This is a genomic window from Nonomuraea sp. NPDC003754, assembly GCF_053605785.1.
Map to the genome: position 1 here is coordinate 73,698 of NZ_JBSGJX010000029.1, position 26,979 is coordinate 100,676.

Genomic DNA, 26,979 nt, shown 5'->3' on the forward strand with positions numbered 1-26,979 from the left:
TCATATACCCCGAACCCTCCCGCACGGTGCAAATGTGTGCCCCGGAAAAACAGGCACTCTTGCTGGGGGAGATCCCTTGGTGATCGAACGAGTTCACGAGGCATTCGCCGCGCAGGTGCGACGCACTCCTGAGCGCACCGCGGTGGTGGCGGGCACCACCCGCCTCACCTATGCCGAACTGGACGAACGGGCCGAACTGGTCGCCGCCGAACTGCGCCGACGGGGAACGGGGCGCGGAGATTCGGTGGGCGTGTGCCTCGACAGGGACGAAGGACTGCTCGCCGCCGTCCTCGGGGTGTGGAAGGCGGGGGCGATCTATGTCCCGCTCGACCCCGCCTACCCCGCCGACCGGCTGGAGTTCATCGCCGCCGACGCAGAGATGGCACAGCTGATCACCTCGACACCCGTCGCCCGCAGGCAGGAGGCGGTGCTGCGCTCGTCGGGCGCCGCCCCGCTCCTGCTCGACACACTCACCGCCGTCGAGGGCGCGGCCGTCGAGGGCACGACCGGTGAGGGCGCGGCCTTACCCGGCCCGGCGGAGACCGGCGACGGCTCGGACGTCGCCTACGTGATCTACACCTCGGGCTCGACCGGCCGGCCCAAGGGCGTGGTCATCGAGCACCGCAACGCGATGGCCCTGCTCACGTGGGAGACCGGCGTCTACGCCGACGAACTCCACGGCATGCTCTTCGCCACCTCCGTCTGCTTCGACCCGAGCATCACCCAGATGTTCATGCCGCTCATCGCCGGCGGCACGGTGATCGTCGCCGACACCGTGCTGTCGCTGCCGTCGCTGCCGGCCCGTGACGAGGTGCGCGCCCTGTACGGCGCGCCGTCCGCCCTCACCGCCCTGCTCAACGAGCCGCTCCCGCCGAACGTCCGCACGGTCATCGCCGGTGGCGAGGCGCTCACCAGGGCGCTGGTCGACCGCTTCTACGCCAACCCCGGCGTGCGCCGCGTCGTCAACGTGTACGGCCCGACGGAGTGCACCGTCACCTGCACCTCGGCCGAGATCACCCGCGACGACACGGCCGAGCCGACCATCGGCGGCCCCTACGCGGGCTCGATCCTGTCGGTCCGCGACGAGCGGGGCGAGCCGCTGGGCGACGGCGAACCCGGCGAGCTGTGGGTGGCCGGGCCGCTGGTCGGGCGGGGATACCTGAACCGCCCCGACCTGACCGCCGAACGCTTCGTCGTGGACGCCGAGGGCGTGCGCCACTACCGGACCGGCGACCTCGTCCGGCGCGAGCCCGGTCGAAGCAGCCAGGCCGGGCAGGACGGGCAGGGCGCGCGCTACGTGTACCTGGGACGCAACGACGACCAGGTGAAGGTGGCCGGCTTCAGGATCGAGCTCGGCGAGGTACAGGCGGCGCTGGTCCGCCACCCCTCGGTCAACCACGCGGCCGTCCTCACCCAGACCGACCGCAACGACGTCCGCCGCCTGATCGCCTACGTCGAGCCGGCGCCCGGCGCGGCACCAGGATCTCTCACCGAGGTCGAGCTCCGGCAGTGGCTGCGCGACCGCCTGCCCGACTACATGGTGCCCACCCGCATCACGGTCATGGACCGTCTCCCCCTCGGCCCCACCGGCAAGATCGACAGGGCCGCGCTCCCGGCCGCCGACCTCACCGCCGCCCGCGGCGAGCACACCGCCCCCTCCACCGACACCGAGCGGCGCCTGGCCGACATCATCGGCACGGTCCTCGGCGTCGAGCGGGTGGGCGTCCACGACCACTTCACCGACCTGGGCGGCCACTCCCTCGCCGCCGCCCGCGTCTGCGCGATGATCGAGCGCGACCTCGGCGCCCGCGTGGTCCTGACCGCCTTCCTCGGCCGTCCCACGATCGCCGAGCTGGCCCCGCTCGTCGAGGTGGCCGAGCGGTCGACCGGCGCGGCCGCCCTGGTGCGCCACCACGGCGCGACCCGCTACCCGCTGACCGCCGCCCAGCACGGCATGTGGCTCCTGCGCGAGGTGAGCCACACCCGCAACGCCACCACGCTCGCCTTCCGGCTGCGCCTGGCCGGGCTCACCGACGCCGCGCCCGTGAGGGCGGCCCTCGACGGGCTGGTGCGTGACCACGAGGTCCTGCGCAGCGTGATCGTCATGGGTGAGGACGGCGAGCCGGTCGCCGAGGTCCGCCCGCCGGCTCCCGTCCCGTTCGAGGAGGACGGCGAGCCCGACATCACCCACGGCTTCGACCTGTCGGCCGAGGTCCCGCTGCTGCGCGCCTGGCTGCAGTGGCAGGACGACTCCACGGCCGAGCTCGTCGTCGTCACCGACCACATCGCCTACGACGGCTGGTCGAACGCCACGCTCCTGGCCGCCCTCACCGGCGCGGCCGGGCAGCCGCCCGTCCAGGTGGGTGACGTGGCCCTCATGGAGAAGGAGGTCGACCTCGAGCCGCTGCGCGCGTTCTGGGCCGAGGAGCTGGCGGGGGCGGCGCCGCCGTACGAGCTGGCCGGGCGCGCCGGCGGCGGGCCGAGCAAGTTCCGCGGCACGCGGCTGACCCGTCCCGTCCCCGCGCGGACCGTGGCGGCCGTGCACGACCTGGCCGCCGCGACGGGCACCACGCCGTTCGCGGTGTACTTCACCGCGCTCGGCCTGCTCGTCGCCGCCCAGACCGACCGGCCCGACGTGCTGCTCGGCGCGGCCGTCGCCGACCGCGCCCATCCCGACCTGGAGTCGCTGGTCGGCCCTCTGGTGGACGTGCTGCCCGTGCGCGTCAGGCTCGACCCCGACCTCCCCGTACGGCAGGCCGTCGCGCGCACCGCCGCCGCGACCGCCCGCTCGCTGGACCACCTGGGCCTGTCCCCGCAGGAGCGCCTGGCCGTCTCCGGCATCGAGCGCCCGCGCGGCTCCCTGCTCACCCCTGTCGTCCTGTCGCTCCAGCCGCCGAACGTGCCGGTCACCGCCACCGGCGGCGGCCTGACCGTCGAGCTGCTCGGCGAGCTGAGCGGCGGCGGCGCGCAGGCGCCGCTCACCGTGTTCGTCAACACCACGGTGGACGGCGTGGAGGTGCAGCTCGAGTACGACCTCGACCTGGTCGGGCGGGCGGCGGCCGAGGCGTTCGCCGACCGGCTGATGCGGCTGCTCGACACCCTCCTGGACGGCCCCGACCTGCCGCTGTCGGCTTTCGAGCTGGTCACCGCCGAGGAGCGGGAGCTGCTGAGGCAGTGGGGCACGGGGGCGCCGCTGCCCGAGGACGTGCCGCCGACGGTGGCGCATGCCGTCCTCGAGCAGGCCGCCCGGCAGCCCCACGCCGCCGCCGTGGTGGACGACGAGGGGACGCTCACCTACAGCGAGTTGGCCGCGCTGTCCGGCCGGATCGCCGGCGCGCTGGGCGCCGAGGCCGCGGGCGCCACCGTGGGCGTGTGCCTGCCGCGCGACCGCTTCCTGCCCGCCGCGCTGCTCGGCGTGGCCCGCGCGGGCGCCGCCTACGTGCCCGTCGAGCCCGACCAGCCCGCCGAGCGGCTGCGCTACCAGCTGGACGACGCGGGTGTCACGACGATCGTGTCGGCGGGCGAGGCGCTGGCCGTGGCCCGCGAGGTGGCGGGTGAGGCGCGCGTGCTCGACCTGGCCGGCCTTGCCGAGGACGCCGGCCACGCGGGCCTGCCGGGCCCCGACGACCTGGCCTACGTCCTCTACACCTCGGGCTCGACCGGCCGGCCCAAGGGCGTGGAGGTCACGCACGCGAACCTGGCCGCGTTCGTCGCGGCCATGCGGGTCACCCCCGGCGTCCGGCCGGACGACGTCATGCTCGGCCTGACACCGTTCTCCTTCGACGTCTTCGGCTTCGACCTGTGGGCCGGGCTGGCCTGCGGCCTGCGGATCGAGCTGCTCGGCAGGGACGACGCCGTCGACGGCCACGCGATCGCCCGCAGGATCGACGAGTCGGGGGTCACGCTGTTCACCGCGACGCCGACCACGCTGCGCATGCTGGTGGCCGCGGGCTGGAAGGGCGGGCCGCGCGTCCGCGCGATCAGCATCGGCGAGGTGCTCGACCCGGTGCTCGCCGGCGACCTGCTGGCCAGGGTCGGCGAGATGTGGAACTCCTACGGCCCCACCGAGACCACGATCTACTCCACGATGACACTGCTGACCGCGCCGGTCGGCGACAGCGTGTCCATCGGCGGCCCGCTGCCCGGCGAGGACGTCCAGGTCCTCGACCAGGCCGGCCGCCTGGTGCCGCCGGGCATGCAGGGCGAGCTGTGGATCGGCGGCGCCGGCGTGGCGCGCGGCTACCGCGGCCTGCGCTCCCCCGCCTTCACCGGCGGCCGCTACCGCACCGGCGACCTGGTGCGCTGGCGGCCGGACGGCACGCTCGACTTCCTCGGCCGCCGCGACCAGCAGGTGAAGGTCCGCGGTCACCGCATCGAGCTGGGCGAGATCGAGACGGCGCTGCGCGAGCTCGTGCCCGACGCGGCCGTGACGGTCCACGACGACCGGCTCGTCGGCTACCTCGTCGACGGCGGCGACATACCCACCGACGCCGAGCTGCGGGAGTCGTTGCGGGCGCGCCTGCCGGACTACATGGTGCCCCGCCAGTGGATCCGCGTGGCGGCCCTGCCCACCACCTCCTCCGGCAAGCTCGACCGGGCGGCGCTGCCCAAACCCGATCACGACGCCGGAAGGGAGTACGTCGCGCCGGCCTCGCAGGCGGAGCTCCTGGTCGCCGACGTCTGGCAGGCGGTGCTGAACCTCGGCGCCGTCAGCGCCGACGACGACTTCTTCGCCCTCGGCGGTCACTCGGTGGCCGCGACGCTGGTCACCGGCAGGCTCATGGAGGCTCTCGCGCTCCAGGTGCCCGTCCGGCTGCTGTTCGAGCACCCGACGCTGGCCGGCTTCGCCGCCGCCGTGGAGGAGTTGCTCATCGCGGACATGGAGGCGGGACAGTGACCGAGCTCCAGGACCGCCTCGCGGAGCGCCTGGCCGCCGCCCGCCGTACGGTGGCGCGGGCCGAGCCGGGGATCCCCGCCAGGACCGGCGAGGGGCCCGCCCCGCTGTCGCCCGCCCAGGCGCGGCTGTGGTTCCTGTCGCAGTTGGACGAGCGGGCCGCCTACAACGTGCCCACCGCGGTACGGCTGCGCGGCCCGCTCGACACGAGCGCCCTGCTCGACGCGGTCAGGGACCTGGTGGAACGGCACGAGGTGCTGCGCACCCTGGTCGGCAAGGACGGCACCACGGTCGTCCCCGCCGACCGGGTGCCCATCGGGTTCGCCGGCGAGCACGCCGACCTCGAGACGGCATTGGAGACGGCATTGGAGACGGAGGCCTACCGGCCCTTCCGGCTCGAATCCGAACCACCGACCAGGGCCACGCTGTTCGCCGGCGGCGAGGACGAGCACGTGCTGCTGCTGACCGTCCACCACGTCGCCTTCGACGCCTGGTCGCGCGACCTGGCGATCAGCGAGCTGGCCGCCCTCTACACCGCGCGGCTCGGCCTGGCCGAGCCGCCCGAGCCGCCGCGGGTCAGGTACGCCGACTACGCTGAGTGGCTGGCCGGACGGCCGGAGCCGGACGCGACCTGGTGGGTGGAGCGCCTGGCGGGTCTCGAACCGGTGCTCGACCTGCCCACCGACCGGCCGCGTCCGTCGGTGGCCGACTGGTCGGCGGGCGAGATCCCGTTGCGCGTCGACGCGGCGGTGATCAGGCGGGTGGCCGCCGAGACCGGATGCACGCCGTTCATGGTGCTGCTGGCGGTCTGGCAGGAGCTGCTCGGCCGCGTCTCGGCCACCGACGACGTGCCCGTCGGCGTGCTGGAGGCGGGCCGGCTGCACCCCGACACCGAGCGGATGCTGGGCTGCTTCGTCAACACGCTGGTCATGCGCGTCGACAGGTCCGGCGGCCCGACGGGACGGGAGTTGCTGGCCCGTACCCGCGACGTGGCGCTCGAGGCGTTCGCGCACCGGGAGACGCCGTTCGAGCGGGTGGTCGAGCAGGTCAACCCCGACCGCAACCTGGCCACCACGCCGATCTTCCAGGCGGTGCTCAACGTGGTGGACTCCCCCGCCACCCCGCCGCGCTTCCCCGGCCTGGAAGCGGAGGTGTTCGAGCCGCCGCTGCGCACCGCCAAGTACGACCTCAACCTGGCGCTGAACAACGCGGGCGACTCCTACGTCGGATCGCTGACCTTCCGCCGCGACCTGTTCGACGAGGACACCGCCCGCAGGATGGCGGGATGGTACGTCACGCTCCTGGACGGCATGCTCGCCGACCTCGACGCGCCGGCGGGCGCCGTACCGCTCGAACCGGTCACCGGGCCGCTGGCCGCCGGGCCGAAGCGCGACTACGACCTGTCACGGCCGCTCCACCGGCTGTTCGAGGAACACGTGGCCCGCACCCCCGACGCCGTCGCGGTGGGCGGGCTGACCTACGCCGAGGTGGACCGGCAGGCCAACAGGATCGCCCACCGGCTGATCGCCGAGGGCGTCGGCCGCGACGACGTGGTCGGGCTGCTCCTCGACCGGCGCGCCCCCCTCATCCCCGCCATCCTCGGCGTGCTGAAGGCGGGAGCGGCCTACCTGCCGCTCGAACCCGCCTCTCCCGACGAACGGCTGGCCTACATGGTCTCCAGCGGCGAGACCCGCCTGGTGCTCGCCGACCGGGACCTGGCCCCCAGGATCGCGGGCGCGCTGGTGCTGGAGGACGTCCTGGCGCAGGACCTGCCGGACACCCCGCCCGAGGTGACCGTCTCGCCCGAGGACCTCGCCTACGTGCTGTTCACCTCGGGCTCCACCGGACGTCCCAAGGGCACGGCCGTCGAGCACCGGGCCATCGTCCACTTCCTGCTCGCGGTGGCCGAGCGCCTGACCGGCGAGTACCGCTCCTACGGCGTCGTCTCGACCTTCGCCGCCGACCTGGTCCTGACCTGCCTGCTCGGCGGGATCGTCGCAGGGGCCACCGTCCACCTGGTCGACCAGGACACCGCCACCGACCCCGAGGCCTACAGCGCCTACCTGGCGGCGCATCCCATCGACGTCATCAAGATGGTGCCGAGCCATCTGGAGCTCCTGGCGGCGCACGGCGACCTGGCCGCGATGCTTCCGGAGAAGGTGCTGATCCTCGCCGGCGAGGCGACCTCCTGGGAGCTGGCCGAGCGCATCAGGGCCGCCAAGCCGGGCCTGGAACTGCAGATCCACTGCGGCCCCACCGAGACGACGGTGTCCGTGCTGGCCTGCGTGGCACCGGACACGCCGACGGGCTCGGCCGTCGTCCCCCTGGGCACACCCCTGGCCGACGTCACCTGCTACGTGGTCGACCCCGCGGGACGGCCGCTGCCCCGTGGCGTGCCCGGTGAGCTCTGGATCGGCGGGCCCAGCCTGGCGCGCGGCTACCTGGGCCGTCCCGAGCTGACGGCCGACAGGTTCGTCCAGCACGCGGGCGAGCGCGTCTACCGCACCGGCGACCGGGTCAGGCTCGACGCCGGCGGCATGATGGAGTTCCTCGGCCGCGTCGACGACCAGGTCAAGATCCGCGGCTTCCGGGTCGAGCTGGGCGAGGTCAAGGCCGCGCTCCAGGACCAGCCGGGGGTGGCGGAGGCGGTCGTGCTGCCGATCGGCGAGGCCCACAACCGGCGGCTGGCCGCCTGGGTGGCGCCCGCCACCGCCGACCCGGCCGCGATCAGGGCGGGCCTGCGCGAGCGGCTGCCGGAGTACATGGTGCCGCCCGCCATCGTGGTCCTCGACAGCCTCCCGCTCACGCCGATCGGCAAGGTCAACAGGGCCGCGCTGCCGATGCCGGAGGTGGCCGCGGCGGGCGAGCGGATCCCGCCGAGCACGCCGGCCGAGCTGAGAGTGGCCGCCGCGTGGGCGCAGGTCCTCGGCACCGACGACTTCGGCGTCGACGACGACTTCTTCGCCCTCGGCGGCGACTCCTTCAAGGCGGTCCGCGCCGTCAGGGACATCGACCCCTCGCTGCGCGTCATCGACCTGTTCACCAGGCCCACGATCAGGGAGCTGGCCGCCTACCTGTCCGCCGACGCGGGTGAGGCGGGGATCCTGCACCGGCTCGCCGGGCCCGCCACGGCCCGCCGTACCGTGCTCTGCATCCCCTACGGCGGCGGCTCGGCCGCCGCCTACGGGCCCCTGGCGACCGCGCTGGCCGAACGGGACGCCGGCACCGCCGTCCTGGCGGTCGAGCTGCCGGGACACGACCCCGCCCGGCCAGACGAGCCCATGCTGCCGCTGCCCGAGCTGGTCGACGCCATCCTGGCGGAGCTGCCGCGCAGCGAGCAGGTCGTCGTGTACGGCCACTGCGTCGGCTCGGCCCCCGCCACGGAGGTCGCGTTACGGCTGGAGGAGGCGGGCGTGCCCGTCGCCGGGCTGTTCCTCGGCGGCAGCTTCCCCGACGCCCGGCTTCCCGGCAGGCTGTCGGCGTGGTGGAACCGCCGCTTCCCCTCCTCGCGGTGGAGCTCCGACCGCTCGCAGCGCGACTTCCTGCGTACGCTCGGGCTGGAGGAGGACGCGGCCGACGTCGACCTCATGATCCGCGCCCTGCGGCACGACGTGGAGGAGGCCACCGCCTGGTTCACCGGGGAACTGGCCGCGCCACGCAGGCTGCAGGCGCCCGTGCTGTGCCTGATCGGCGAGCGCGACCGGGCCACCGAGCTCTACCAGGAGCGCTACCGGGAGTGGGGCGCCTTCGCCGACCGGGTCGCGCTGGCGGTCATCCCCAAGGCGGGCCACTACTTCCTCAAGCACCAGGCCGACCAGGTCGCCGCCCACATCGACCGCCACCTGTCGGCCTGGTCGTCCGGCGACCTGCCCGCGCCCGCCGGCGACACCGGGGTCACCGGTGCCGACGCGCGCAGGGACCTGCGCCGCTTCTACACCGTCGCCGCCGGGCAGACGGCCTCGCTGCTGGGCAGCGCGCTCACCTCGTTCGCGCTGGGCGTGTGGGCCTACCAGAGCAGCGGGCGCGTCGCCGACTACGCGCTGGTGACGATGCTGGCCGTACTGCCCGCCCTGCTGGCCGCCCCGCTGGGCGGCGCGGTCGCCGACCGGATCGACCGCAGGCTGGTCATGCTGGCGTGCGACGCGGTCTCGGCCGTGGCGACCACCGCGCTGGTGCTGCTGCTGTGGCTCGGCGACCTGCGGATCTGGCAGGTCGGCGTCATATCGGGGACGCTGTCCCTGGTCACCGCCTTCCACCGGCCCGCCTACCTGGCGGCGGTCGCCCAGCTGGTGCCCAAGCCGTACCTGATGCAGGCCAACGCCCTCGCCAACCTCGGCACCGGGCTCGGCATGCTGCTGGCGCCCATGGCGGGCGCGGCGCTGGTCACGCTGTTCGGCCTGCACGGCGTGGTGGCGATCGACATCGTCACGTTCCTGATCGGCCTGGCGACGCTGCTGGCCGTCCGCTTCCCCGACCGGCTCTTCCGCCGGCTCGAGGAGAGCTTCGCCCAGTCGATCGTGGGCGGCTGGCGCTTCCTCGTACGGCGCCGCCCGCTCATGATCATGATCGCGTTCTTCACCGTCGAGAACTACCTCGGCATGCTGGCGCTGGCGGTCACCGTCCCCACGTTGCTGTCGTTCGGCGACGTGACCGCGGTCGGCACCGTCACCGCCGCCCAGGGCCTCGGCGCCGTGCTCGGCGGCGTGGTGATGGTGTTCTGGGGCGGCACCTCCCGCAGGGCGATCGGCATGGTCGGCTTCGTCAGCGGCTTCGGCCTCGGCGTGCTGCTGATCGGGCTGCGGCCCTCCGTCGTGCTGGCGGCGATCGGTGGCCTGGTGTCGTGGGTGTGCCTCAGCATCCTGAACACCCACTGGATGGCGCTCATCCAGATGAAGGTGGGCCTGGAGCTCCAGGGACGCGTGCTGGCCACCAACCAGATGCTGGCCGTGTCGATGACGCCGCTGGCCTTCCTGACGGCGCCGCCGCTGACCGCGTTCTTCGCCCCGCTGCTGGAGCCGGGTGGAGCGCTCGCCGACACCGTCGTCGGCACGATCGCCGGCGTGGGACCCGGCCGTGGCATCGGGCTCCTGCTGGCGGCCACCGGCGCGCTGCTGGTGCTGTGGGGGGCGCTCGGGCTCTGGTACCGCCCGCTGCGCCGGATGGAGGACGATCTGCCCGACGCGGTGGCCGGTGCCGAGATCGCCGACTCGCTCGACGCCGTCCAGGCCGAGGCCGACCGCTCCCTGCGCGCGGCCTGACCGAACCGCCCGGACTCCAACCGCCGGACTTCAACCCCTCCCGGACCCGATCCTCGGCCCTCAACCCCCTCCCGGACCCCACCCCTCGGCCTCAACCCCCTCTCGGACCCCGGCTCGCCGTCACCGGCGACCGGGGTCCTCTGTCAACCCGCCCTCCTCGCGTCAGCATCGTCGGCATCGTCGGCCTCGATCGCCAGGGAAGAGCGCGGAGCGCGGAACCTGGGCGCCCGCGCCGCCGCGAGGCAGCCGAGGGCGATGATGCTCAGCGCCGCCCTGACGACGTGCCAGGTGTTCCATCTGTCGCGGACCTGGGCCCAGTCCGCCGGGATGCGGCCCGGCCATTCATGGATCATCCGTCCGTTGATGGGCACGTTGACCACGAGCGTCGTGGCGATCGCCCCGAGCAGGCACAGCAGCGCCACGGCGGTCGCCGCGACCCGGCGAGGGCGGCGCCTCCACAGCATCGTCAGCAGCGTCGCGGTCGCGGCGATGGCCACCAGCGCGACGGCCGTCATCGGCAGCGCGAAGGTCTGGTGCGTCGGCCGGGCGACCGCGGAGTACACCGCGGCTGGTTGGCCGAGCATGGCCCGAGCCGTGAGCACACCCCCGGCCATGATGCCTGCCATCAGCCCGGTCGCCGTCAGCGCGGCGAACCACACGACGCGCGTCATCGCGCCTCCCAGCCGGACAAGGACGGCCCGGCGGCCCGCCGGTCGGCGCGATGGTCGGCGCGATGGTCGGCACGGTGGTCGGCCCGGTGGTCGCGGTCCGCGCGCCCCCGTTGTCTCCGGGCGGCCACGCGGCGTCCCCAGCGGGTCCTCCCCCACGGCTTGTAGATCGACAGGACGGTCGCCGCGGCCAGCAGGGCGAAGGCGGTGAGATTTCCTGCGATCAGCAGGCCCCTGGCGACATCGGGGCCGTTGCCGCCGGAAGCCGCGGCCGGTCCCGCCGCGGCGGCCAGGGCCTGGCCGGTCCAGCCGTGCAGGAAGAAGAAGCCGTTGGCCATCGTCAGCACGACCAGGGCCAGCTTGGCGACCACCCAGTGGTACCTGACGACGCCCCACGTGCTGAGCAGCCCGCCGGCGATGCCGGTGACGAGGCTGAGCAGCCCCGCCGGAATGACGATCACGTCGTCGATGACCGTCATCATCAGGTAGCCGCCCCGGGTGACGGCCGGGTCCTGGGTGTACCGGAGCGTGATCCCCAGGACGATCATGACGACGGCGACGCCCAGCCAGCCGACCGAGGCGCCGACGTGGACGACGAGCACCGCCTTGCGCAGCCGGGGCCTGCGCGCCGGCCACCCGGTCGGGCCGCGGCTCGTCGGATGTGCGCGGGAACCATGGGCAACACGTTCATCGGACATGGACGCCAGCGTTCCCCCGCCCGGCCGCCGCTGTCGTCGGCCTGCCGGCGCATCGTGGGTCCGCACCCACGTGGGAAGGGCCATGGTCAAGCTCGACGCCCGCGACCGCGCGCGACTCGTGGTGATCGCCTACCAGTCGGGTCTCGTCCGCTGACCGGCCCACACGCCCGAGGGCAGGAATCGTCATCGCTGAACTCCGTTCAGGCCCCTCACGGCGCACGGCCTGATCCACGGATCGGATCCCGGCCCACCCTCTCCGGCGGGCCGGAACACCACCTCGCCTAACCGCGCGACGAGCTCTCCAGAGCCTCTCGGAGCCTTGTCGCCGCCTTCTCGGCGGCGGGTCTGGTGAGATCGGGATCGAACCGGCCGTAGAAGCCGCTGTGTTCCAGCGCGATCATGGCGTCGCCGACCTTGATGATCACGATGTCCACGGCCATCACCGGGCCCTGGTCCGTGGCCGGGTTCTCCGCCCAATACCTGATCCCGTACGCGCTGTCGCCGAGCCTGCCGACCGGCAGCTTGGTGATCTTTTTCTTCATGTTCTCGGTGCCGGCTCTGACCTGGCCGCAGTCACGGACCATGACCTTGGCCGCCCGCTCCAGTGTGGAGAGCTGCGCGCGAGTCCCGCTCACGATGAACTCCCTGACCCCCTCGGGGACGCCGTCCCGCATCAGCCAGGTCGCGGCCTTGCTCCGCGAGAACGGAGCCAACCCCTTGATCGCCTTGGCGCACGCCTTCGTATGGGCGGTCTCGGCGTCCAGGAACTCCCTGTTCCGGATCTTGTTGTGGACGAATTCGGCGCCGAGATCCTCCGGCAGGAGCAGAGCGGTCTTGAGCTCAGCCGGAGACACGGGCCCGGCGGGGCCTTCGGCCAGCGCGGGCGGGGACATGAGAAGCAGGCCGCCTAACAGGCCGGCGGCCGCCGTCGAACGCTTGATGATCACCTGGCGCACTCTAGGCGATCGCCGCGAACGAGCACCACGAAAAACGAAACCGCCCCTTACCTGTCGCGTCAGGCAAGGGGCGGTTCTTGGCTGTGGAGCTAAGGAGACTCGAACTCCTGACCCCCTCCATGCCATGGAGGTGCGCTACCAACTGCGCTATAGCCCCTGGTCACCGCTCCGAGTTCTCTCGTTGCGGCGCTCGGAGAGCATATAACCTTCTCTCCCGTTTCGCATAATCGAACGTTCGGGCCGAGTTCACCCGCCGTCAGGGGACGCCCGCGCGCCCCCTGACGGTCACGACGCCGCTTCGGGGATGTCGTCGCTGTTGATCGGCTCGGGCAGGGTGCCCGCGTTGTGCTCGAGCAGGCGCCATCCCTTGCGCCCCTCCTCCAGCACCGACCACGAGCAGTTGCCGAGCCCGCCGAGCGCCGACCACAGCTCCTGGGGCAGCCCCAGCAGGTGGGCGATGCCGAGCCGCAGCGCCGCGCCGTGGGAGGCGACGACCAGCAGCCCGCCGTCGCCGAGCCTGCCCGTCCACCTGCGCAGCGCGGCCCCGACCCGATCGGCCACCTCGGACACGGGCTCGCCGTCAGGCGCTTCCCACGAGGCGTACTCGACCGGCCATCCGGCGGCGATCTCGTCGCGGGTCAGGCCCTCCCACGCGCCGCCGCCGCGCTCGCGGAAGTCCTTGTCGACCGAGACGTCCAGACCGACCAGCCGGCCCAGGGCGAGCGCTGTGTCGTTGGCGCGCCGCAGGTCGGAAGAGACGATCATGGTGGGTCGCAGCGACGCCAGCAGCGAGGCCGCCCTCGCCGCCTGGGCGAGGCCCGTCTCGTCGAGCGGGATGTCGGTGTGCCCCTGGAAGCGGTGCTCCACGTTCCACAGGGTCTGGCCGTGACGCAGGCAGACGATCCGCTTGCTCACGTACGGGCCCTCTGGGCGGCGGTGTTGGTGACGCTCTCCGGCAGCGCGATGGAGGGGCAGTCCTTCCAGAGGCGCTCGAGCGCGTAGAAGGTGCGGTCCTCTTCATGCTGCACGTGGACGACGATGTCGACGAAGTCGAGGAGCACCCAGCGCCCCTCCCGCTCGCCCTCGCGGCGGACCGGCTTGGCATCGCATTCGATGCGGAGTCTGTCCTCGATCTCGTCGACGATGGCGCGCACCTGGCGGTCGTTGGTGGCGGAGCAGAGCACGAAGGCGTCGGTGATGACGAGTTGCTCGCTCACGTCATAGGCGAGGATGTCATCGGCCAGCTTGTCGGCGGCGGCCTCGGCCGCGACCCTGACCAGCTGAACGGATCTTTCGGATGCTGTCACGATGCGGGTCTGTCCTCCTGTGTGACTACGTGTATAGACCACGCTTACCCTGATAGTATCCCCGGCTTTTGCCGGACATAGCTTCTCGCCCGCAGGCCGTACATGTCGGCTCATGTCCCACCGATGCCCGAGCGAGCGGCACACGCCTCCGCTGCCCCGGCCGGGGACGCCCATGCGGGTCCGGCTCTCCTCGTGCGGCTAGGCCGTGTGGTAGAGCCCGCGCTTGCCGATGTACTGCACGATCCCGTCGGGCACGAGGTACCAGATCGGCTCGCCCTTCGAGACCCGGTACCTGCACTCGGAGGAGGAGATCGCCAGCGCGGGGATCTCGACCAGGCTTACCTTCCCCTCCGGCAGCCCCGGGTCGCGCAGCGTGTGGCCCGGCCGGGTGCAGCCGACGAAGTGCGCCAGCTCGAACAGCTCGGAGGCGTCCTGCCAGTCGAGGATCGCGGCCAGCGCGTCGGCGCCGGTGATGAAGAACAGCTCGGAATCGGGGCCGTAGATCCGCTTGATGTCGCGCAGGGTGTCGATGGTGAACGTCGGTCCCGGCCGGTCCACGTCCACCCTGCTGACCGAGAAACGCGGGTTCGACGCCGTCGCGATGACCGTCATCAGGTACCGGTCCTCGGCCGCCGACACCTCCCTCTCCGCCTTCTGGTACGGCCGGCCGGTCGGCACGAAGACGACCTCGTCGAGCTCGAAGTGGTGGGCGACCTCGCTCGCGGCGACCAGGTGACCGTGGTGGATCGGGTCAAAGGTTCCACCCATCACCCCCACGCGTCGCTTTCCCTGGACACTGGGCGCGTTCATCATGGAACGGACCTTACGCGGATGCCATATCCCGCCATTCAGCACCCCCCTTTCCGAGAAACGCGCATCACACCCGCCGCCGACGTAGCATGCCGGACATGACGACCACCCCGGATCGCAACCGCGTGCAACTGCCCGGCATCTCGTCCCGTGCCTACGAACACCCCGCAGACAGGTCCGCTCTGGTCGCTCTGCGCAAGCTCAGTGGGTTCGACACGGTTCTCAAGCAGATGTCCGGGCTGATCAGCGAGCGCCGGCTGCGCCTGATGTACCTCGCCTCCGCCGTACGGGTGAGCGAGACCCAGTTCCGCTCCCTGTACGACATGGGCCGCGACGCGGCCTACATCCTCGACCTGCACCGGGTTCCGGAGATCTACGTCCAGCAGGACCCGCAGGTCCAGGCCAAGGCGATCGGCTTCGACGACCCGTTCATCGTGGTGACGACGGGTCTGCTGAACCTCATGAACGAGGAGGAGCAGCGCTTCGTCATCGGCCACGAGACCGCCCACATCCTGTCGGGCCACGCCGTCTACCGGACGATGCTCGACATCCTCACCCGCCTGGCCACCCGCGTGGCCTGGATCCCGCTCGGCTACATCGGCCTGCGCGCGATCGTGGCGGGCCTCGAGGAGTGGTACCGCAAGTCGGAGCTGTCAGCCGACCGCGGCGGCCTGCTCAGCGGGCAGGACCCCGAGGCGGCCAAGCGGGCGCTGATGAAGCTCGCGGGCGGCGCCTACACCCACGAGATGAACATCGAGGCCTTCCTGGCCCAGTACCAGGAGTACGACACCGCGGGTGACCTGCGCGACGGCTTCCTCAAGGTGCTCAACCTGCTCGGCACCACGCACCCGTTCGCGGTGGTCCGCGTCGCCGAGCTCGACAAGTGGCAGCGCAGCGGCGAGTACGAGCGCATCGTCGGCGGCACCTACCCGCGCCGCGAGGACGACGCCGGCGCCCGTGTCACCGACGAGGTCAAGGCGGCCGCCGAGTCCTACCGCCGCTCCTGGTCGGAGTCCCAGGACCCGTTCATCGGCGTCCTGCGCGACGTCGCCGAGGGCGCGGTCAACGCGGGCGAGCGCATCTTCAACCGCTTCTCCCGCCGCGACAACTGACCCGGCCCACCGGCAAGGTCTGGAAGTGCCGCCTTCCAGACCTTTGTCATGTGCCCGTCAGAGCAGTCATTTCCCGGTCAGAGCGGTCACGTGCCCGTCAGAGCGGTCATGTACCGGTCAGAGCGATCATGTGCCCGTCAGAGCAGGAGGGCGATCGCGCGGACGGCGGCGGCGCACACCGCGACGAAGCCGCCCAGCACCGCCAGCGCGCGCAGGCCCTCCTTGCGCAGCTCGGGCAGGCCGGCGCCGGCCCGCTCGACCTCCCTGCCGGTGATCGCCCCGCACAGCACGCCGAACACCACGCCCGCCGCCGTCACCGGCGCCGGCTGCTGCCACCAGTCGGGCCCCAGCTCGCCGCCCGCCACCATCCACAGCACCCCGCCGGCGGCCGCCGCGACGGGCAGCCCCGGCCAGCCCGCCGAGGTGACCAGCGAGAAGACGAGCGCGAACGGGAACAGCAGCACCCGCAGCGACACCCGCACCCGTTTCGAGGTGCGGTTCCTGACCAGCCAGTGGCTGGTCCACACCGTGCGCACCAGCACGACGAACGCCCCGGTGATCGCCACACCGGCGATCGGCCAGATCACGGTCGTCACCACGCAGGGCACCGCCAGCACCGCCAGCAGCAGCAGTGCCGCGTTCCCCGCGGGCAGCGTGGTGGGGGCCGGCTCCGCCTGCGCCGCCGCGGCCCGCCGGACCCGCGCCGCCCTGGCCTGCGCGCGGGCCGCCGCCTTGCCGTCGTCGCGCGCCCGGCCCCGTGCCAGGCCCGGCATCCGGCTGCGGACGAGCTTCGGCTCCTCCGCCGCCCGCCCGCGCCCCGCCTTGGGCTCGTCGGCGGCGGCCCTCCCGCGGGCGGCCTTGGCGTCGTCGGTCACGCGCGCCCTGCCCGCCTTGCCCTCCTCGGCGAACCGGGACCGGACGGCCTTGCCGTCCTCGCCGGCCCTCGTCCTGGCCGCCTTGGCCTCGTCCTGGGCCCGTGGCCTGGCCGCCTTGGCGTCGTCCTGGACTCGCGCCCGGACCGGCTTGCCGTCCTCCTGGGCCCGTGACCTGGCCGGCTTGCCGTCCTCCTGAACCCGTGGCCGGACCGGCTTGCCGTCCTCCTGGGCCCGTGGCCGGACCGGCTTGGCGTCGTCCTGGGCCCGGGCCCGGACCGGCTTGCCGTCGTCGGGGGCCGGCCGCGGTCTGGCGACCTTGCCGTCCTCGCCGGTCCTGGGCCTGATCCCCTTGGCGTCATCGGCCGCCCGCGGCTTGACGACCTTGGGCTCCTCGGCCTTGCTCCGGGCGGGCTTGACCTCCTCGTCGGCGCGTGCCCGCGCCGTCCTGGCCGCGTCGGCGGCCCTGCCTCTGAGCGCTTTCACGTCCTCGTCGGCGGCGACGGTCGCCCTGGCGAGCCTGGCCAGCCGGTCGGCCAGCAGCGCGGCGGTCGGCCGCTTGCCCGGCTCCCTGTTGAGCGCCGCCCGCACCAGCGGCAGCAGCCCGGCCGGCACCCCCTTGAGGTCGGCCTGCCCGTTGAGCACGGCGTACATCTGCGCCTCGACCGTGCCTCGCCCGAACGTCGGCCGCCCCGTCGCGGCGAAGGCGACCGTCGCCGCCCACGCGTGGACGTCGGCGGGCTCGCCCACGTGCTCGTCGGCGAACAGCTCCGGAGCCGCGTAGCCCGGCGTGCCGAGGAAGGTGCCGGTCATCGTCAGCCTGGTGGCGTCGATCACCTGGGCGATGCCGAAGTCGATCAGCACCGGCCCCTCGGCGCCCATGAGGATGTTGGCGGGCTTGAGGTCGCGGTGGATGACACCCGCGGCGTGCACGATCGCCAGCGCCGCCGCCACGCCCTGCGCCACCTCCACCAGGTCGGCGCCGCGCAGCGGGCCGCTGCGCCGTACCCGGTCGAGCAGGTTGTCGCCCTCGATGTGCTCCATCACCAGGTACGGCCTGGCGCAGTCGAGATCGGCGTCGAGCACCCTGGCGACGTAGGGGCTCTCGACCCTGCGCAACGCGCGTACCTCGCGCTCCAGACGGATACGCGAGGCGGAATCCTCGATCAGGTCGTGCAGCACCTTGAGGGCGACGCGCTCTCCCTTGCGGGTGCTGGCCAGGTACACCTCGCCCATGCCGCCCCGGCCGAGCCGTTCGAGCAAGGTGTATGGCCCGACCTTGCCGAGCTTGCTCACGCTCCCTCCCCGCTCGGCGCGCCCATAAGGGACACAACCTTAGCGGTGTGACGCCTGTTTACGATCGCGGCGCGCCGGTCATCGGTGGGAAGTGTCGGACAGCATGGCGTCGAGCCCCGTCGTGGGCTCCTCGGCGAGCTTCTTACGGCCTTTCCTGCGCCAGTTGATGTGTCCGCGGCTCTCCATCCACAGCAGCAACCGGTCGGCGGCGAACAGCACCACAACCGCGAAAATGATCGCTATCACCAAAGCCATGGGGGCCAGTCAAGCCGCCATCGCCGCCGCGTGCCAACTCGGACACGCGGCTCAGCCGCAACTCGGCGGAATGACCGTACCCTTTGACGTGCGAAGATGCCCTTCGCCGGTGTAGACCCATTTGGTCGAGGTCAGCTCAGGAAGACCCATCGGTCCGCGCGCGTGCAGCTTCTGGGTGGAGATCCCGATCTCCGCGCCGAACCCGAACTCGCCCCCGTCGGTGAACCTCGTGGAGGCGTTGACCGCGACGGCGGCGGAGTCGACCAGCTGGACGAACCTGCGGGCGGCGCGCTGCGAGCGCGTGACGATCGCGTCGGTGTGGCCCGAGCCGTACTTCCTGATGTGGGCGACCGCCGCCTCCAGAGAGTCGACGACGGCGGCGGCGATGTCGAGCGACAGGTACTCGGTGAGGTAGTCGTCCTCGGTCGCCGGGACCACCTCGCCGAAGGCGGCCACGCGCGCGTCGCCGTGGACGGTGACGCCCGCCTCGGCCAGCGCCGCCAGCGCCTTGGGCAGGAACCGGTCGGCCACGTCGGTGTGGACGAGGAGGGTCTCGGCCGCGTTGCACACCGACGGACGCTGCGCCTTGGCGTTGACCAGGATCTCCACGGCCAGATCGAGGTCGGCGTCGGCGTCGACGTAGACGTGGCAGTTGCCCACGCCGGTCTCGATCACCGGAACCGTCGACTCCTCGACCACGGAGTTGATCAGCGAGGCGCCGCCCCGCGGGATCAGCACGTCGACCAGGCCACGGGCCCTCATCAGTTCCTTGACCGAGTCGCGGGTCAGCCCGGGCACGAGCTGGACGGCTCCGGCGGGCACCTCGGTCGCCTCCAGCGCCGCCTGCATGACCTTCACCAGCGCGGTGTTGGAGGAGTAGGCGCTGGACGAGCCGCGCAGCAGGACCGCGTTGCCGCTCTTGAGGCACAGCGCCGCGCCGTCGACGGTGACGTTGGGACGGCCCTCGTAGATGATGCCGATCACGCCCAGCGGCACCCTGAGCTGGCGCAGCTCCAGGCCGTTGGGCAGGGTGCCGCCCCGCACGACCTCACCCACCGGGTCGGGCAGCTCGGCGATGTCGCGGACGGCCTGCGCGATGGCCTCGACCCTGGCCTCGTCGAGCCGGAGCCGGTCGATCATCGCCTCGGAGGTGCCGGCCTCCCTGGCCTTGGCCACGTCGGCGGCGTTGGCCTCGATGATCTCCGCATGGTGCTCGACCAGGGCGTCGGCGATGGCGCGCAGGGCCCTGTCCTTGGCCGCCCGCGGCAGCGGGGCCAGCTCGGCGGCGGCCTCTCGCGCCGCGTGGGCAACCTTCAGGAACTCCTCGGACATCGCGCCCTACCTCTCGAGCTAGCTGTGAGCTTCCAGTATGACGATGTCGTCTCGGTGGATGAGCTCGCGTTCATATTCCGGACCGAGCCGGCTGGCCAGCTCCTTCGTCGAGCGCCCGAGCAGCCCGGGGATCTCCCCGGCGTCGAAGTTGACCAGCCCGCGCGCCACCACCCGGCCGCGCGGACCGCACAGGTCGACGGGGTCGCCCGCGGCGAAGTCGCCCTCCACCGACACGACGCCCGCGGGCAGCAGCGACTTGCGCCGGGTGACGACCGCCTCGACCGCGCCTTCGTCGAGCGTCAGCCGCCCGCGTCCGGTGGTCGCGTGGGCCAGCCACAGCAGCCGGGTGCCGGGGTGGCGCCCGCCGGGGTGGAAGAAGGTGCCGACATCGGCTCCGGCCAGCGCCTGCGCGGCGTGCGCGGCGGCGGTGAGCACCACGGGCACGCCCGCGCCGGTCGCGATGCGCGCGGCCTGCACCTTGGTCACCATGCCGCCGGTGCCGACGGCCGCGCCGTTCTTGCCCAGTTCGACGCCGACCAGGTCCTCAGGGCCGCGCACCTCGGCCAGCCGGGTGGAACCGGGCCGCGAGGGCGGCCCGTCGTAGAGCGCGTCGACGTCCGACAGCAGCACCAGCGCGTCGGCGCGGATGAGGTGCGCCACCAGCGCCGCCAGCCGGTCGTTGTCGCCGAAGCGGATCTCGTCGGTGGCCACCGTGTCGTTCTCGTTGACGACCGGCATGATGCCGAGCTCCAGCAGCCGATTGAGCGTGCGCTGGGCGTTGGCGTGGTGCGAGCGGCGCATCATGTCGTCGGCCGTCAGCAGCACCTGGCCGACGCGCAGGCCGTACCGGGCGAAGGAGGAGGTGTAGCGGGCGACCAGCACACCCTGGCCGACGGAGGCGGCGGCCTGCTGGGTGGCCAGGTCGCGCGGTCGCGCGGACAGCCCCAGCGGGCCGAGGCCCGCCGCGATCGCGCCGGAGGAGACCAGCACGATCTGCGTGCCGGCACGGCGGCGCGCCGACAGCACGTCGACCAGCGCGTCGACCCGGTCGACGTCGATCACGCCCTGAGGGGTGGTGAGCGAGGAGGATCCGACCTTGACGACGACCCTCGACGCTGAGCTGATCTGTTCCCGCACGTCCCGCACCCTATCCGAGGCCCGCTGCCGCGCCCGGGACTCCCCCGGGCCGTGCGGACACCTTACCGATCTACGCGATCATCTCGTCAGCCGAGCCTGTTGTCGGTGCCCCGGGGCCCCACGTGGACGGACTCGGCGTTGAGCGTCGGCTGCCAGTCGAAGATGTAGCCGTCCTCCATGGACCCGATGACGACCTCGGCGCCCGCGACCGCCCCGGCCTTGACCAGCTGCTCCTCGACGCCCAGCCGTTCCAGGCGGTCGGCCAGGTAGCCCACGGCCTCGTCGTTGGTGAAGTCGGTCTGCCGGATCCACCGCTCCGGCTTCTCGCCGGTGACCTGGAAGAGGTTGTCGTTGACCTTGCGGACGGCGAAGCCCGCCACGCCGAGCTGCCTGGGCCGCAGCACCAGCCGCGTCGGCTCCTCGACCGGCTTGTTGGCGCGGGCCGCGGCCACCCACTCGCCCATCGCGAAGGTGAACTCGCGCAGCCCCTCGTGCGTGGCCGCCGAGACCGTGAACACCTTCAGGCCGCGCGCCTCCAGGTCGGCGCGCACGATGTCGGCCAGCTCACGGGCGTCGGGCACGTCCGCCTTGTTCAGCACGACCATCCTGGGCCGGTCCTCGAGCTGGCCGTAGGCGTGCAGCTCGGCCTCGATCACCTCGTAGTCGGTGATCGGGTCGCGACCCGGCTCCATGGTGGCGCAGTCGATCACGTGCACGAGCATGTCGCACCGCTCGACGTGGCGCAGGAACTCGTGGCCGAGCCCCTTGCCCTGCGAAGCGCCGGGGATGAGCCCCGGCACGTCGGCCACCGTGAACACGGTGTCCCCCGCCGTGACCACGCCGAGGTTGGGGATCAGGGTCGTGAACGGGTAGTCGGCGATCTTCGGCCGGGCCGCGCTCAGCGCCGCGATCAGCGACGACTTGCCGGCGCTGGGAAAGCCCACCAGCGCCACGTCGGCGACGCTCTTGAGCTCCAGCACCACGTCGAGCGCGTCACCCGGCTCGCCGAGCAGCGCGAACCCCGGCGCCTTGCGCCTGGCCGTCGCCAGGGCGGCGTTGCCGAGGCCGCCGTGCCCGCCCTGGGCGATCACGTAGCGGGTGCCGGCGCCCACCAGGTCCACCAGCACCTCGCCGGTCCTGGCGTCCTTGACCACGGTCCCGTTGGGCACCGGCAGGACGACGTCGCCGCCGTTGGCGCCCTCCCTGTTGCTGCCCTGCCCCTGCTTGCCGTTGTCGGCCTTGCGGTGCGGGCGGCGGTGGTAGTCGAGCAGCGTGGCGGTGTTGGGGTCGACCTCGAGAACGACGTCGCCGCCCCGCCCGCCGTTGCCGCCGTCGGGCCCGCCGAGCGGCTTGAACTTCTCCCGGTGGATGGAGGCGCAGCCGTTCCCGCCGTCGCCGGCCTTGATGTGCAGGACCACCTGGTCCACGAAGTCCGCCACTACCCGTCTCTCCATCCTCTACGTTTCATCTGGTACGGCAAGCCGGCGCAAGCCCACCCTCGGCGCGGGGCCGGCGTCCCTCCAGGGAGACGCTCCTCCAGCGCGCGGGGCCGGCCGTCGCGACGCGGCCCGCCCGGCCCGGCCCGCTCGCCTGCCGTACCGGAGACCCTCAGGGCTCCGAGAACGCGAACAAGGGGTGGACCATGACGATCCACCCCTTGCTACAACGTTCGTCGGCGGCGGATTACTCCGCGACCGGGACGATGCTCACGGCGCGACGGCCGCGCTTGACGCCGAACTGCACGTGGCCGGCGGCCAGCGCGAACAGCGTGTCGTCGCCACCACGGCCGACGTTGTCGCCGGGGTGGAAGTGGGTGCCGCGCTGGCGGACGATGATCTCGCCCGCGTTGACCAGCTGGCCACCGAAGCGCTTGACGCCCAGGCGCTGGGCGTTGGAGTCACGGCCGTTCCGGGTGGACGACGCGCCCTTCTTGTGTGCCATCTCTCAAACTCCCGATCAGGCCTGGTTGATACCGGTGATCTTCACCTGGGTGTACCGCTGGCGGTGACCCTGGCGCTTCTTGTAACCGGTCTTGTTCTTGTACTTGAGGATGCGGATCTTGGGGCCCTTGGTCTCGCCGAGGATCTCGGCGCTGACCGTGAACTTGCCCGCCTCCGTGGTCACGTCGCCATCGTTGACGACGAGCACCGTCGGCAGCGAAACCGAAGAACCGACCTCGCCGGCGACCTTGTCCACCTCGAGGACGTCACCGACGGAGACCTTCTGCTGCCTGCCGCCGCAACGAACGATCGCGTACACCGCGGAACCCTTCTGCTGACTCTCTGAATGCTGCGCCCGGCATTCGATCACTGTCTGGAACCGACGAACCGAGTGGGCGCGCGAACAGGGCGCGTCACTGGACGCACCGATTGACTAGGTTACCGGATTACCGGCCCCCGGTCGAACCGGCTGGGTCGTCGGACAAACCGGCCATGCCCGCTGGCGTTCCGCCCGCCGAATGGGACGCTCACGCCGTGGTGGGAGGCCGGCTCGGTTGGCGCCCCGCCGAAGCGGGGCGCCGCCGTAGCCGGCGCTACTCGGCCGACTTGGCTCGGCGGGAGCGTCGCCGCCCCCTGCCGGAAGTCTGGTTCGCCTGGTCGTCCTCCGTGGCGGGGACGTCATCAAGCGCACCGGTCACGGTATCACGGTTGGCGGAGTCATTGGCCGCCGAGACCTTCTCCGCCACCGCCTTTTCGATGGCCATCTTGCCCTGGGTGCCCCGCGGCTCCGGCTTGCCCTCGACCGGCTCGGTCGAGACGATCAGGCCACGCCCGTTGCAGCAGTCGCACGGCGTCGAGAAGGCCTCCAGCAGGCCCTGACCGACCCGCTTACGGGTCATCTGGACCAGACCGAGGGAGGTGACCTCGGCGACCTGGTGCTTGGTCCTGTCGCGGGCCAGGCACTCCAGCAGCCGCCGCAGCACCAGGTCGCGGTTGGACTCCAGGACCATGTCGATGAAGTCGATGACGATGATGCCGCCGATGTCACGCAGCCTGAGCTGGCGGACGATCTCCTCGGCCGCCTCCAGGTTGTTGCGGGTGACGGTCTCCTCGAGATTGCCGCCCTGCCCGGTGAACTTGCCGGTGTTGACGTCGACGACGGTCATCGCCTCGGTGCGGTCGATCACCAGCGAGCCGCCCGACGGCAGCCACACCTTGCGCTCCAGCGCCTTGGCCAGCTGCTCGTCGATCCGGTAGGACTCGAAGACGTCGCCTTCCTCGTCCCAGCGCGTGAGCCGGTCGGCCAGGTGCGGCGCGACGTACTTCACGTACTCGTCGACGGTCTCCCACGCCTCCTCGCCCTGCACGACCAGCGAGGAGAAGTCCTCGTTGAAGACGTCGCGGACCACGCGGATGGTCAGGTCGGGCTCGGACGACAACAGCTCCGGCGGGCTGGCGGACTTGGCCTTCTTCTGGATGGCCTCCCACTGCGCCGACAGCCTGGCCACGTCGCGCCCGAGCTCCTCCTCGGAGGCGCCCTCGGCGGCCGTGCGCACGATGACGCCGGCGTTCTCGGGCATGACCTTCTTCAGGATGCTCTTCAGCCGCGTGCGCTCCTTGTCGGGCAGCTTGCGGCTGATGCCGGTCATCGACCCGTCGGGCACGTAGACGAGGTAGCGGCCGGGCAGCGAGATCTGGCTGGTGAGCCGGGCGCCCTTGTGGCCGAGCGGGTCCTTGGTGACCTGCACCAGCACCGACTGGCCCGACTTGAGGGCGGCCTCGATGCGCTTGGGCTGGCCCTCCAGGCCGGCGGTGTCGAAGTTGACCTCACCGGCGTACAGGACGGCGTTGCGGCCCTTGCCGATGTCGACGAACGCCGCCTCCATCGACGGCAGCACGTTCTGCACCTTGCCGAGGTAGACGTTGCCCACGTAGGACTGGCTGGCCTCGCGGTTGACGTAGTGCTCGACGAGGATGCCGTCCTCGAGCACCGCGATCTGGGTGCGGTCGCCCTGCCGGCGCACCACCATCATCCTGTCGACGGACTCGCGCCGCGCCAGGAACTCCGACTCGGTGATGATCGGCGGCCTGCGGCGGCCCAGCTCGCGCCCCTCACGGCGGCGCTGCTTCTTGGCCTCCAGCCGGGTGGAGCCGCGCACGCTCTGCACGCCGTCGGCGGAGGTGTCGAGCGAGCTCGACCGGCCGGTGCGCGGGGCGCGGATGCGCACCACGGTGTTGGGCGGGTCGTCGCTGGCGGGCTCGGCGACCTCGTCGCCGCCCCTGCGCCGCCTGCGCCTGCGGCGGCGCGACGTCGACTGCTCCTCCTCGTCGGCCGACGACTCCTCCGCCTCCTCGCCGCCGTCGGCGGCCTCCTCGTCCTCGTCGGACTCGTCGGCGTCAGCACTGTCCTCGTCACGCTCGCGCGACTTGCCGCGGCCCCTGCCGCCCCTGCGCCGGCGCCTGCGCCTGCCGCCGGCGTCCTCCTGATCGTCGCCGTCGGTCTCGTCCTCGACCTCGTCGAGCTCCTCGGCCTGCTCCTCGCCGAACAGCTCCTCGGCCTCGTCGGCCGCCGGCTTCACCGGCTGCGGCGGCTCGACCCTGGCGGGCTGGGCCTGGCTCGGGTCGGGCGCCTGGAAGAGCGGCGTGAAGATCGCGGCCGGACGCTGGAAGGTCGTGTCGGGCTCCTGGACCGCCCTGGCCGACAGGCCGAACGGGTCGGCGAACAGCGCGGGCCTGGCGGCCGGTTCCTCGTCGAGGTCCTCGCCCGCGGGCTCGTCGTCGAGCGGCTCGCTCTCCGGCAGCGTCTCGATCAGCTCGGCGGCCACCGCGGCCTCGACGGGCGAGGCCGTCTCGACGGACGGCTCAACCTCGGCGGTCGGCTCGGGCTCCGGCTCGGCCTTCTTGCGGGTGCGGCGCCGCTTCGGGGCCTCTTCCGCCACCTGCTCGGCGGCGGTGTCGGCGCCGTCGGGCCCCGCGGCGGCGGCCTGCTCGGCCGCCGGCGCCTCCTCGGCTGCCTTCCTCGTCGTACGGCGGCGCGTGGTCGTGGCGGTCGACCGGGACCGGGTGGCCCGCTTCGGCGCGGGCGCCTCCTCCGCGCCGGCCTGCTCCGCCACGGCCTGCTCGGCGGCCTGCCCCACGGCGGCCCGCGCGGCCTGAACCGCGCCCTCGAGCACGCCGGCCGGCCCCTCGGCACCGGCGACCTCGGAGGAAGCCGGGCCCTCGAGAGCCTCGTCAGCGGCGGCCGTGCCGTTGGCCTGCGCCGCGCTCGCCGGCGCGGAGGCCGGAAAACCGGTTGACGCCGCCCCCGACGGACCGGAAGCCTGCGTGGTGACGACTACCGTCGGAACGTCGTCGATCTCCGGCGGCGGCCCCGCGGGCCTGCTCGCCGAGCGCCGGCGCTTCGGCGCGGCAGTCTGTTCTGTTGTTTCCCCGTCAGGGCCATGGGCCCCGGTGCCGGGCTCGTTGTCGAGCATGCGGGCGCTCTCCCGTCAGCCCCCGGGCGCGTCGCCGCGCCGCGCAGGAGCCCTCGTGTCTCGTTGTCCGTCCGCGCCTGCGACAGGCGCGGACGCCAAGTCCTGTCAGCGGTCGAGCCCTCCGGGCCCCGCCACCGTGCGGGGCTCGCAAAGCTCTCCCTTGCGGTGTGAGACGCGCAGCCGCCATGTCACGTTCGTGCCAGTGCGGCAGCTCACATCTCTCACCAGCCGTCGACGTGCGTGCCTGCCGGTCCCGCTGCGCCGCCGCGCGTCATGTCGCGGTCAAGGTCGAACGGGTCGGCGGGCTCACCGGTTACGGCGTCGAGCGGCCCCTGCGCCAGCCTGGTCACCTCGGGGGGGACCGGCGGCGCGAAGTCGGCCACCAGGCGCAGGCCCGTGAGCACGTCGTCGGGTCGAACGGCAGGAGTCACGTGCCGAACAACCATGCGCAGTATGACACACGACTGTCCTGGCACCTGAGCTGCAGTTCTTTCTGAAGCCAGTGTCAGCACCGCCTCGCGGGCGTCGAAGCGCCGCATCCCCTTCTTGGTGAGGCGTTCGACCTCGACGGTGCCCGCCGCGAGGAACTTCTCCACCGCCGCGCGCGCCAGCTCACTGTCGGCGCCCGGCAGCCGCAGCTCCCACGTCGAACCCTCCAGGCGGTCGGCGAGCGCTCCAGTGCGCGCCTCGACGACGTCGATCACGTCGAGACCTGGAGGCAGCGAGGCGTCGAGATCCGCGCGGATCCTGCCGGGATCGCACGGCTCGGTCAGGCCGAGCTCGAGGTATTCGGCCTCGCTGGCGACGCCCGTCGGCGCCGCACCCGCGTAGGAGATCTTCGGATGGGGAGAGAATCCCGCGCTGAAGGCCACCGGAATGCCGGCACGGCGGACCGCCCTCTCGACGGCCCGCGAGATGTCGCGGTGACTGGTGAAGCGCAGGCGTCCGCGCTTGGCGTAGCGCACGCGTAG

General features: G+C 72.6%; 18 protein-coding genes, 1 tRNA gene and 1 pseudogene. 4 read left to right on the forward strand and 16 right to left on the reverse strand.

The annotated features are described in order from the left end of the window. Positions 1 to 79: 79 nt before the first annotated feature. Positions 80 to 4,897, forward strand: coding sequence for an amino acid adenylation domain-containing protein (locus ACWEVS_RS30670; RefSeq protein WP_452554299.1), 4,818 nt, complete (start codon positions 80 to 82; stop codon positions 4,895 to 4,897). Beyond that, positions 4,894 to 10,152: a non-ribosomal peptide synthetase/MFS transporter gene (locus ACWEVS_RS30675; protein WP_452554300.1), complete on the forward strand. Its 5,259-nt coding sequence runs from the start codon at positions 4,894 to 4,896 to the stop codon at positions 10,150 to 10,152. The genes ACWEVS_RS30670 and ACWEVS_RS30675 overlap by 4 nt, the downstream gene beginning before the upstream one ends. A 143-nt stretch (positions 10,153 to 10,295) precedes the next feature. Here the strand turns inward: ACWEVS_RS30675 and ACWEVS_RS30680 are convergent, their stop codons facing one another. Both ACWEVS_RS30680 and ACWEVS_RS30685 read right to left on the reverse strand, forming a co-directional pair. Then, positions 10,296 to 10,823 (reverse strand): anthrone oxygenase family protein, encoded by a 528-nt coding sequence (locus ACWEVS_RS30680; protein ID WP_452554301.1) that lies wholly within the window; start codon positions 10,821 to 10,823, stop codon positions 10,296 to 10,298. Then, positions 10,820 to 11,518: a hypothetical protein gene (locus ACWEVS_RS30685; protein ID WP_452554302.1), complete on the reverse strand. Its 699-nt coding sequence runs from the start codon at positions 11,516 to 11,518 to the stop codon at positions 10,820 to 10,822. Before ACWEVS_RS30685 ends, ACWEVS_RS30680 begins: the two co-directional genes overlap by 4 nt. A gap of 61 nt (positions 11,519 to 11,579) precedes the next feature. Between ACWEVS_RS30685 and ACWEVS_RS30690 the strand changes: the two are divergent. Next, positions 11,580 to 11,672 (forward strand): annotated as a pseudogene (locus tag ACWEVS_RS30690) (DNA-binding response regulator); the annotation flags it as partial. Positions 11,673 to 11,799: 127 nt separating this feature from the next. Here ACWEVS_RS30690 and ACWEVS_RS30695 read toward each other — a convergent pair. The 5 genes from ACWEVS_RS30695 to nadD all read right to left on the reverse strand — a co-directional run bounded on the left by ACWEVS_RS30695 (position 11,800) and on the right by nadD (position 14,594). Next, on the reverse strand, positions 11,800 to 12,465 hold the full coding sequence (locus ACWEVS_RS30695) for a hypothetical protein (protein ID WP_452554303.1): 666 nt from the start codon (positions 12,463 to 12,465) through the stop codon (positions 11,800 to 11,802). Between the two features lie 93 nt (positions 12,466 to 12,558). Beyond that, positions 12,559 to 12,631, reverse strand: a tRNA-Ala gene (locus tag ACWEVS_RS30700). Between the two features lie 128 nt (positions 12,632 to 12,759). Further along, complete coding sequence (locus ACWEVS_RS30705) at positions 12,760 to 13,389, reverse strand: histidine phosphatase family protein (protein WP_354916405.1); 630 nt, start codon at positions 13,387 to 13,389, stop codon at positions 12,760 to 12,762. Beyond that, a complete protein-coding gene (gene rsfS / locus ACWEVS_RS30710; RefSeq protein WP_449931236.1) occupies positions 13,386 to 13,781 on the reverse strand; it encodes a ribosome silencing factor in 396 nt (131 codons plus the stop codon). Before rsfS ends, ACWEVS_RS30705 begins: the two co-directional genes overlap by 4 nt. Positions 13,782 to 13,979: 198 nt before the next feature. Next, positions 13,980 to 14,594: a nicotinate-nucleotide adenylyltransferase gene (gene nadD, locus ACWEVS_RS30715; protein WP_449931238.1), complete on the reverse strand. Its 615-nt coding sequence runs from the start codon at positions 14,592 to 14,594 to the stop codon at positions 13,980 to 13,982. Between the two features lie 86 nt (positions 14,595 to 14,680). On the opposite strand from nadD, the gene ACWEVS_RS30720 reads away from it, so the two are divergent. Then, positions 14,681 to 15,703 carry a M48 family metallopeptidase gene (locus ACWEVS_RS30720; protein WP_449931240.1) on the forward strand — a complete coding sequence of 341 codons (1,023 nt, stop codon included), beginning with the start codon at positions 14,681 to 14,683 and terminating at the stop codon, positions 15,701 to 15,703. A gap of 137 nt (positions 15,704 to 15,840) precedes the next feature. On the opposite strand, the gene ACWEVS_RS30725 is transcribed toward ACWEVS_RS30720, so the two are convergent. The 9 genes from ACWEVS_RS30725 to ACWEVS_RS30765 all read right to left on the reverse strand — a co-directional run bounded on the left by ACWEVS_RS30725 (position 15,841) and on the right by ACWEVS_RS30765 (position 26,973). After that, positions 15,841 to 17,871: a protein kinase domain-containing protein gene (locus ACWEVS_RS30725; RefSeq protein ID WP_449931242.1), complete on the reverse strand. Its 2,031-nt coding sequence runs from the start codon at positions 17,869 to 17,871 to the stop codon at positions 15,841 to 15,843. A 78-nt stretch (positions 17,872 to 17,949) separates the two neighbouring features. Beyond that, the gene (locus tag ACWEVS_RS30730) at positions 17,950 to 18,126 is read right to left on the reverse strand and encodes a hypothetical protein (protein ID WP_354916391.1); all 177 of its coding nucleotides are present in this window, start codon (positions 18,124 to 18,126) and stop codon (positions 17,950 to 17,952) included. 51 nt (positions 18,127 to 18,177) lie between these two features. After that, on the reverse strand, positions 18,178 to 19,458 hold the full coding sequence (locus ACWEVS_RS30735) for a glutamate-5-semialdehyde dehydrogenase (protein WP_452554304.1): 1,281 nt from the start codon (positions 19,456 to 19,458) through the stop codon (positions 18,178 to 18,180). Between the two features lie 18 nt (positions 19,459 to 19,476). After that, the gene (gene proB / locus ACWEVS_RS30740) at positions 19,477 to 20,595 is read right to left on the reverse strand and encodes a glutamate 5-kinase (RefSeq protein ID WP_449931246.1); all 1,119 of its coding nucleotides are present in this window, start codon (positions 20,593 to 20,595) and stop codon (positions 19,477 to 19,479) included. Between the two features lie 86 nt (positions 20,596 to 20,681). Continuing rightward, positions 20,682 to 22,034 carry a GTPase ObgE gene (gene obgE, locus ACWEVS_RS30745; RefSeq protein ID WP_449931248.1) on the reverse strand — a complete coding sequence of 451 codons (1,353 nt, stop codon included), beginning with the start codon at positions 22,032 to 22,034 and terminating at the stop codon, positions 20,682 to 20,684. Positions 22,035 to 22,278: 244 nt separating this feature from the next. After that, the gene (gene rpmA / locus ACWEVS_RS30750; RefSeq protein ID WP_012893687.1) at positions 22,279 to 22,536 is read right to left on the reverse strand and encodes a 50S ribosomal protein L27; all 258 of its coding nucleotides are present in this window, start codon (positions 22,534 to 22,536) and stop codon (positions 22,279 to 22,281) included. A 15-nt stretch (positions 22,537 to 22,551) separates the two neighbouring features. Then, positions 22,552 to 22,854 carry a 50S ribosomal protein L21 gene (gene rplU, locus ACWEVS_RS30755; protein WP_184973140.1) on the reverse strand — a complete coding sequence of 101 codons (303 nt, stop codon included), beginning with the start codon at positions 22,852 to 22,854 and terminating at the stop codon, positions 22,552 to 22,554. Positions 22,855 to 23,128: 274 nt separating this feature from the next. After that, positions 23,129 to 26,008 (reverse strand): Rne/Rng family ribonuclease, encoded by a 2,880-nt coding sequence (locus ACWEVS_RS30760; protein WP_452554305.1) that lies wholly within the window; start codon positions 26,006 to 26,008, stop codon positions 23,129 to 23,131. A gap of 221 nt (positions 26,009 to 26,229) precedes the next feature. After that, on the reverse strand, positions 26,230 to 26,973 hold the full coding sequence (locus tag ACWEVS_RS30765) for a TIGR03936 family radical SAM-associated protein (RefSeq protein ID WP_449931252.1): 744 nt from the start codon (positions 26,971 to 26,973) through the stop codon (positions 26,230 to 26,232). Positions 26,974 to 26,979: the final 6 nt, after the last annotated feature.

What these genes read in the sequence shown, in the direction of transcription:
- ACWEVS_RS30680 (WP_452554301.1), bottom strand. Translation starts at nt 10,823, where the DNA reads ATGACGCGCGTCGTGTGGTTCGCCGCGCTGACGGCGACCGGGCTGATG.
- ACWEVS_RS30685 (WP_452554302.1), bottom strand. Translation starts at nt 11,518, where the DNA reads ATGTCCGATGAACGTGTTGCCCATGGTTCCCGCGCACATCCGACGAGC.
- nadD (WP_449931238.1), bottom strand. Translation starts at nt 14,594, where the DNA reads ATGATGAACGCGCCCAGTGTCCAGGGAAAGCGACGCGTGGGGGTGATG.
- ACWEVS_RS30720 (WP_449931240.1), top strand. Translation starts at nt 14,681, where the DNA reads ATGCCGGACATGACGACCACCCCGGATCGCAACCGCGTGCAACTGCCC.
- ACWEVS_RS30730 (WP_354916391.1), bottom strand. Translation starts at nt 18,126, where the DNA reads ATGGCTTTGGTGATAGCGATCATTTTCGCGGTTGTGGTGCTGTTCGCC.
- ACWEVS_RS30735 (WP_452554304.1), bottom strand. Translation starts at nt 19,458, where the DNA reads ATGTCCGAGGAGTTCCTGAAGGTTGCCCACGCGGCGCGAGAGGCCGCC.
- rpmA (WP_012893687.1), bottom strand. Translation starts at nt 22,536, where the DNA reads ATGGCACACAAGAAGGGCGCGTCGTCCACCCGGAACGGCCGTGACTCC.
- ACWEVS_RS30760 (WP_452554305.1), bottom strand. Translation starts at nt 26,008, where the DNA reads ATGCTCGACAACGAGCCCGGCACCGGGGCCCATGGCCCTGACGGGGAA.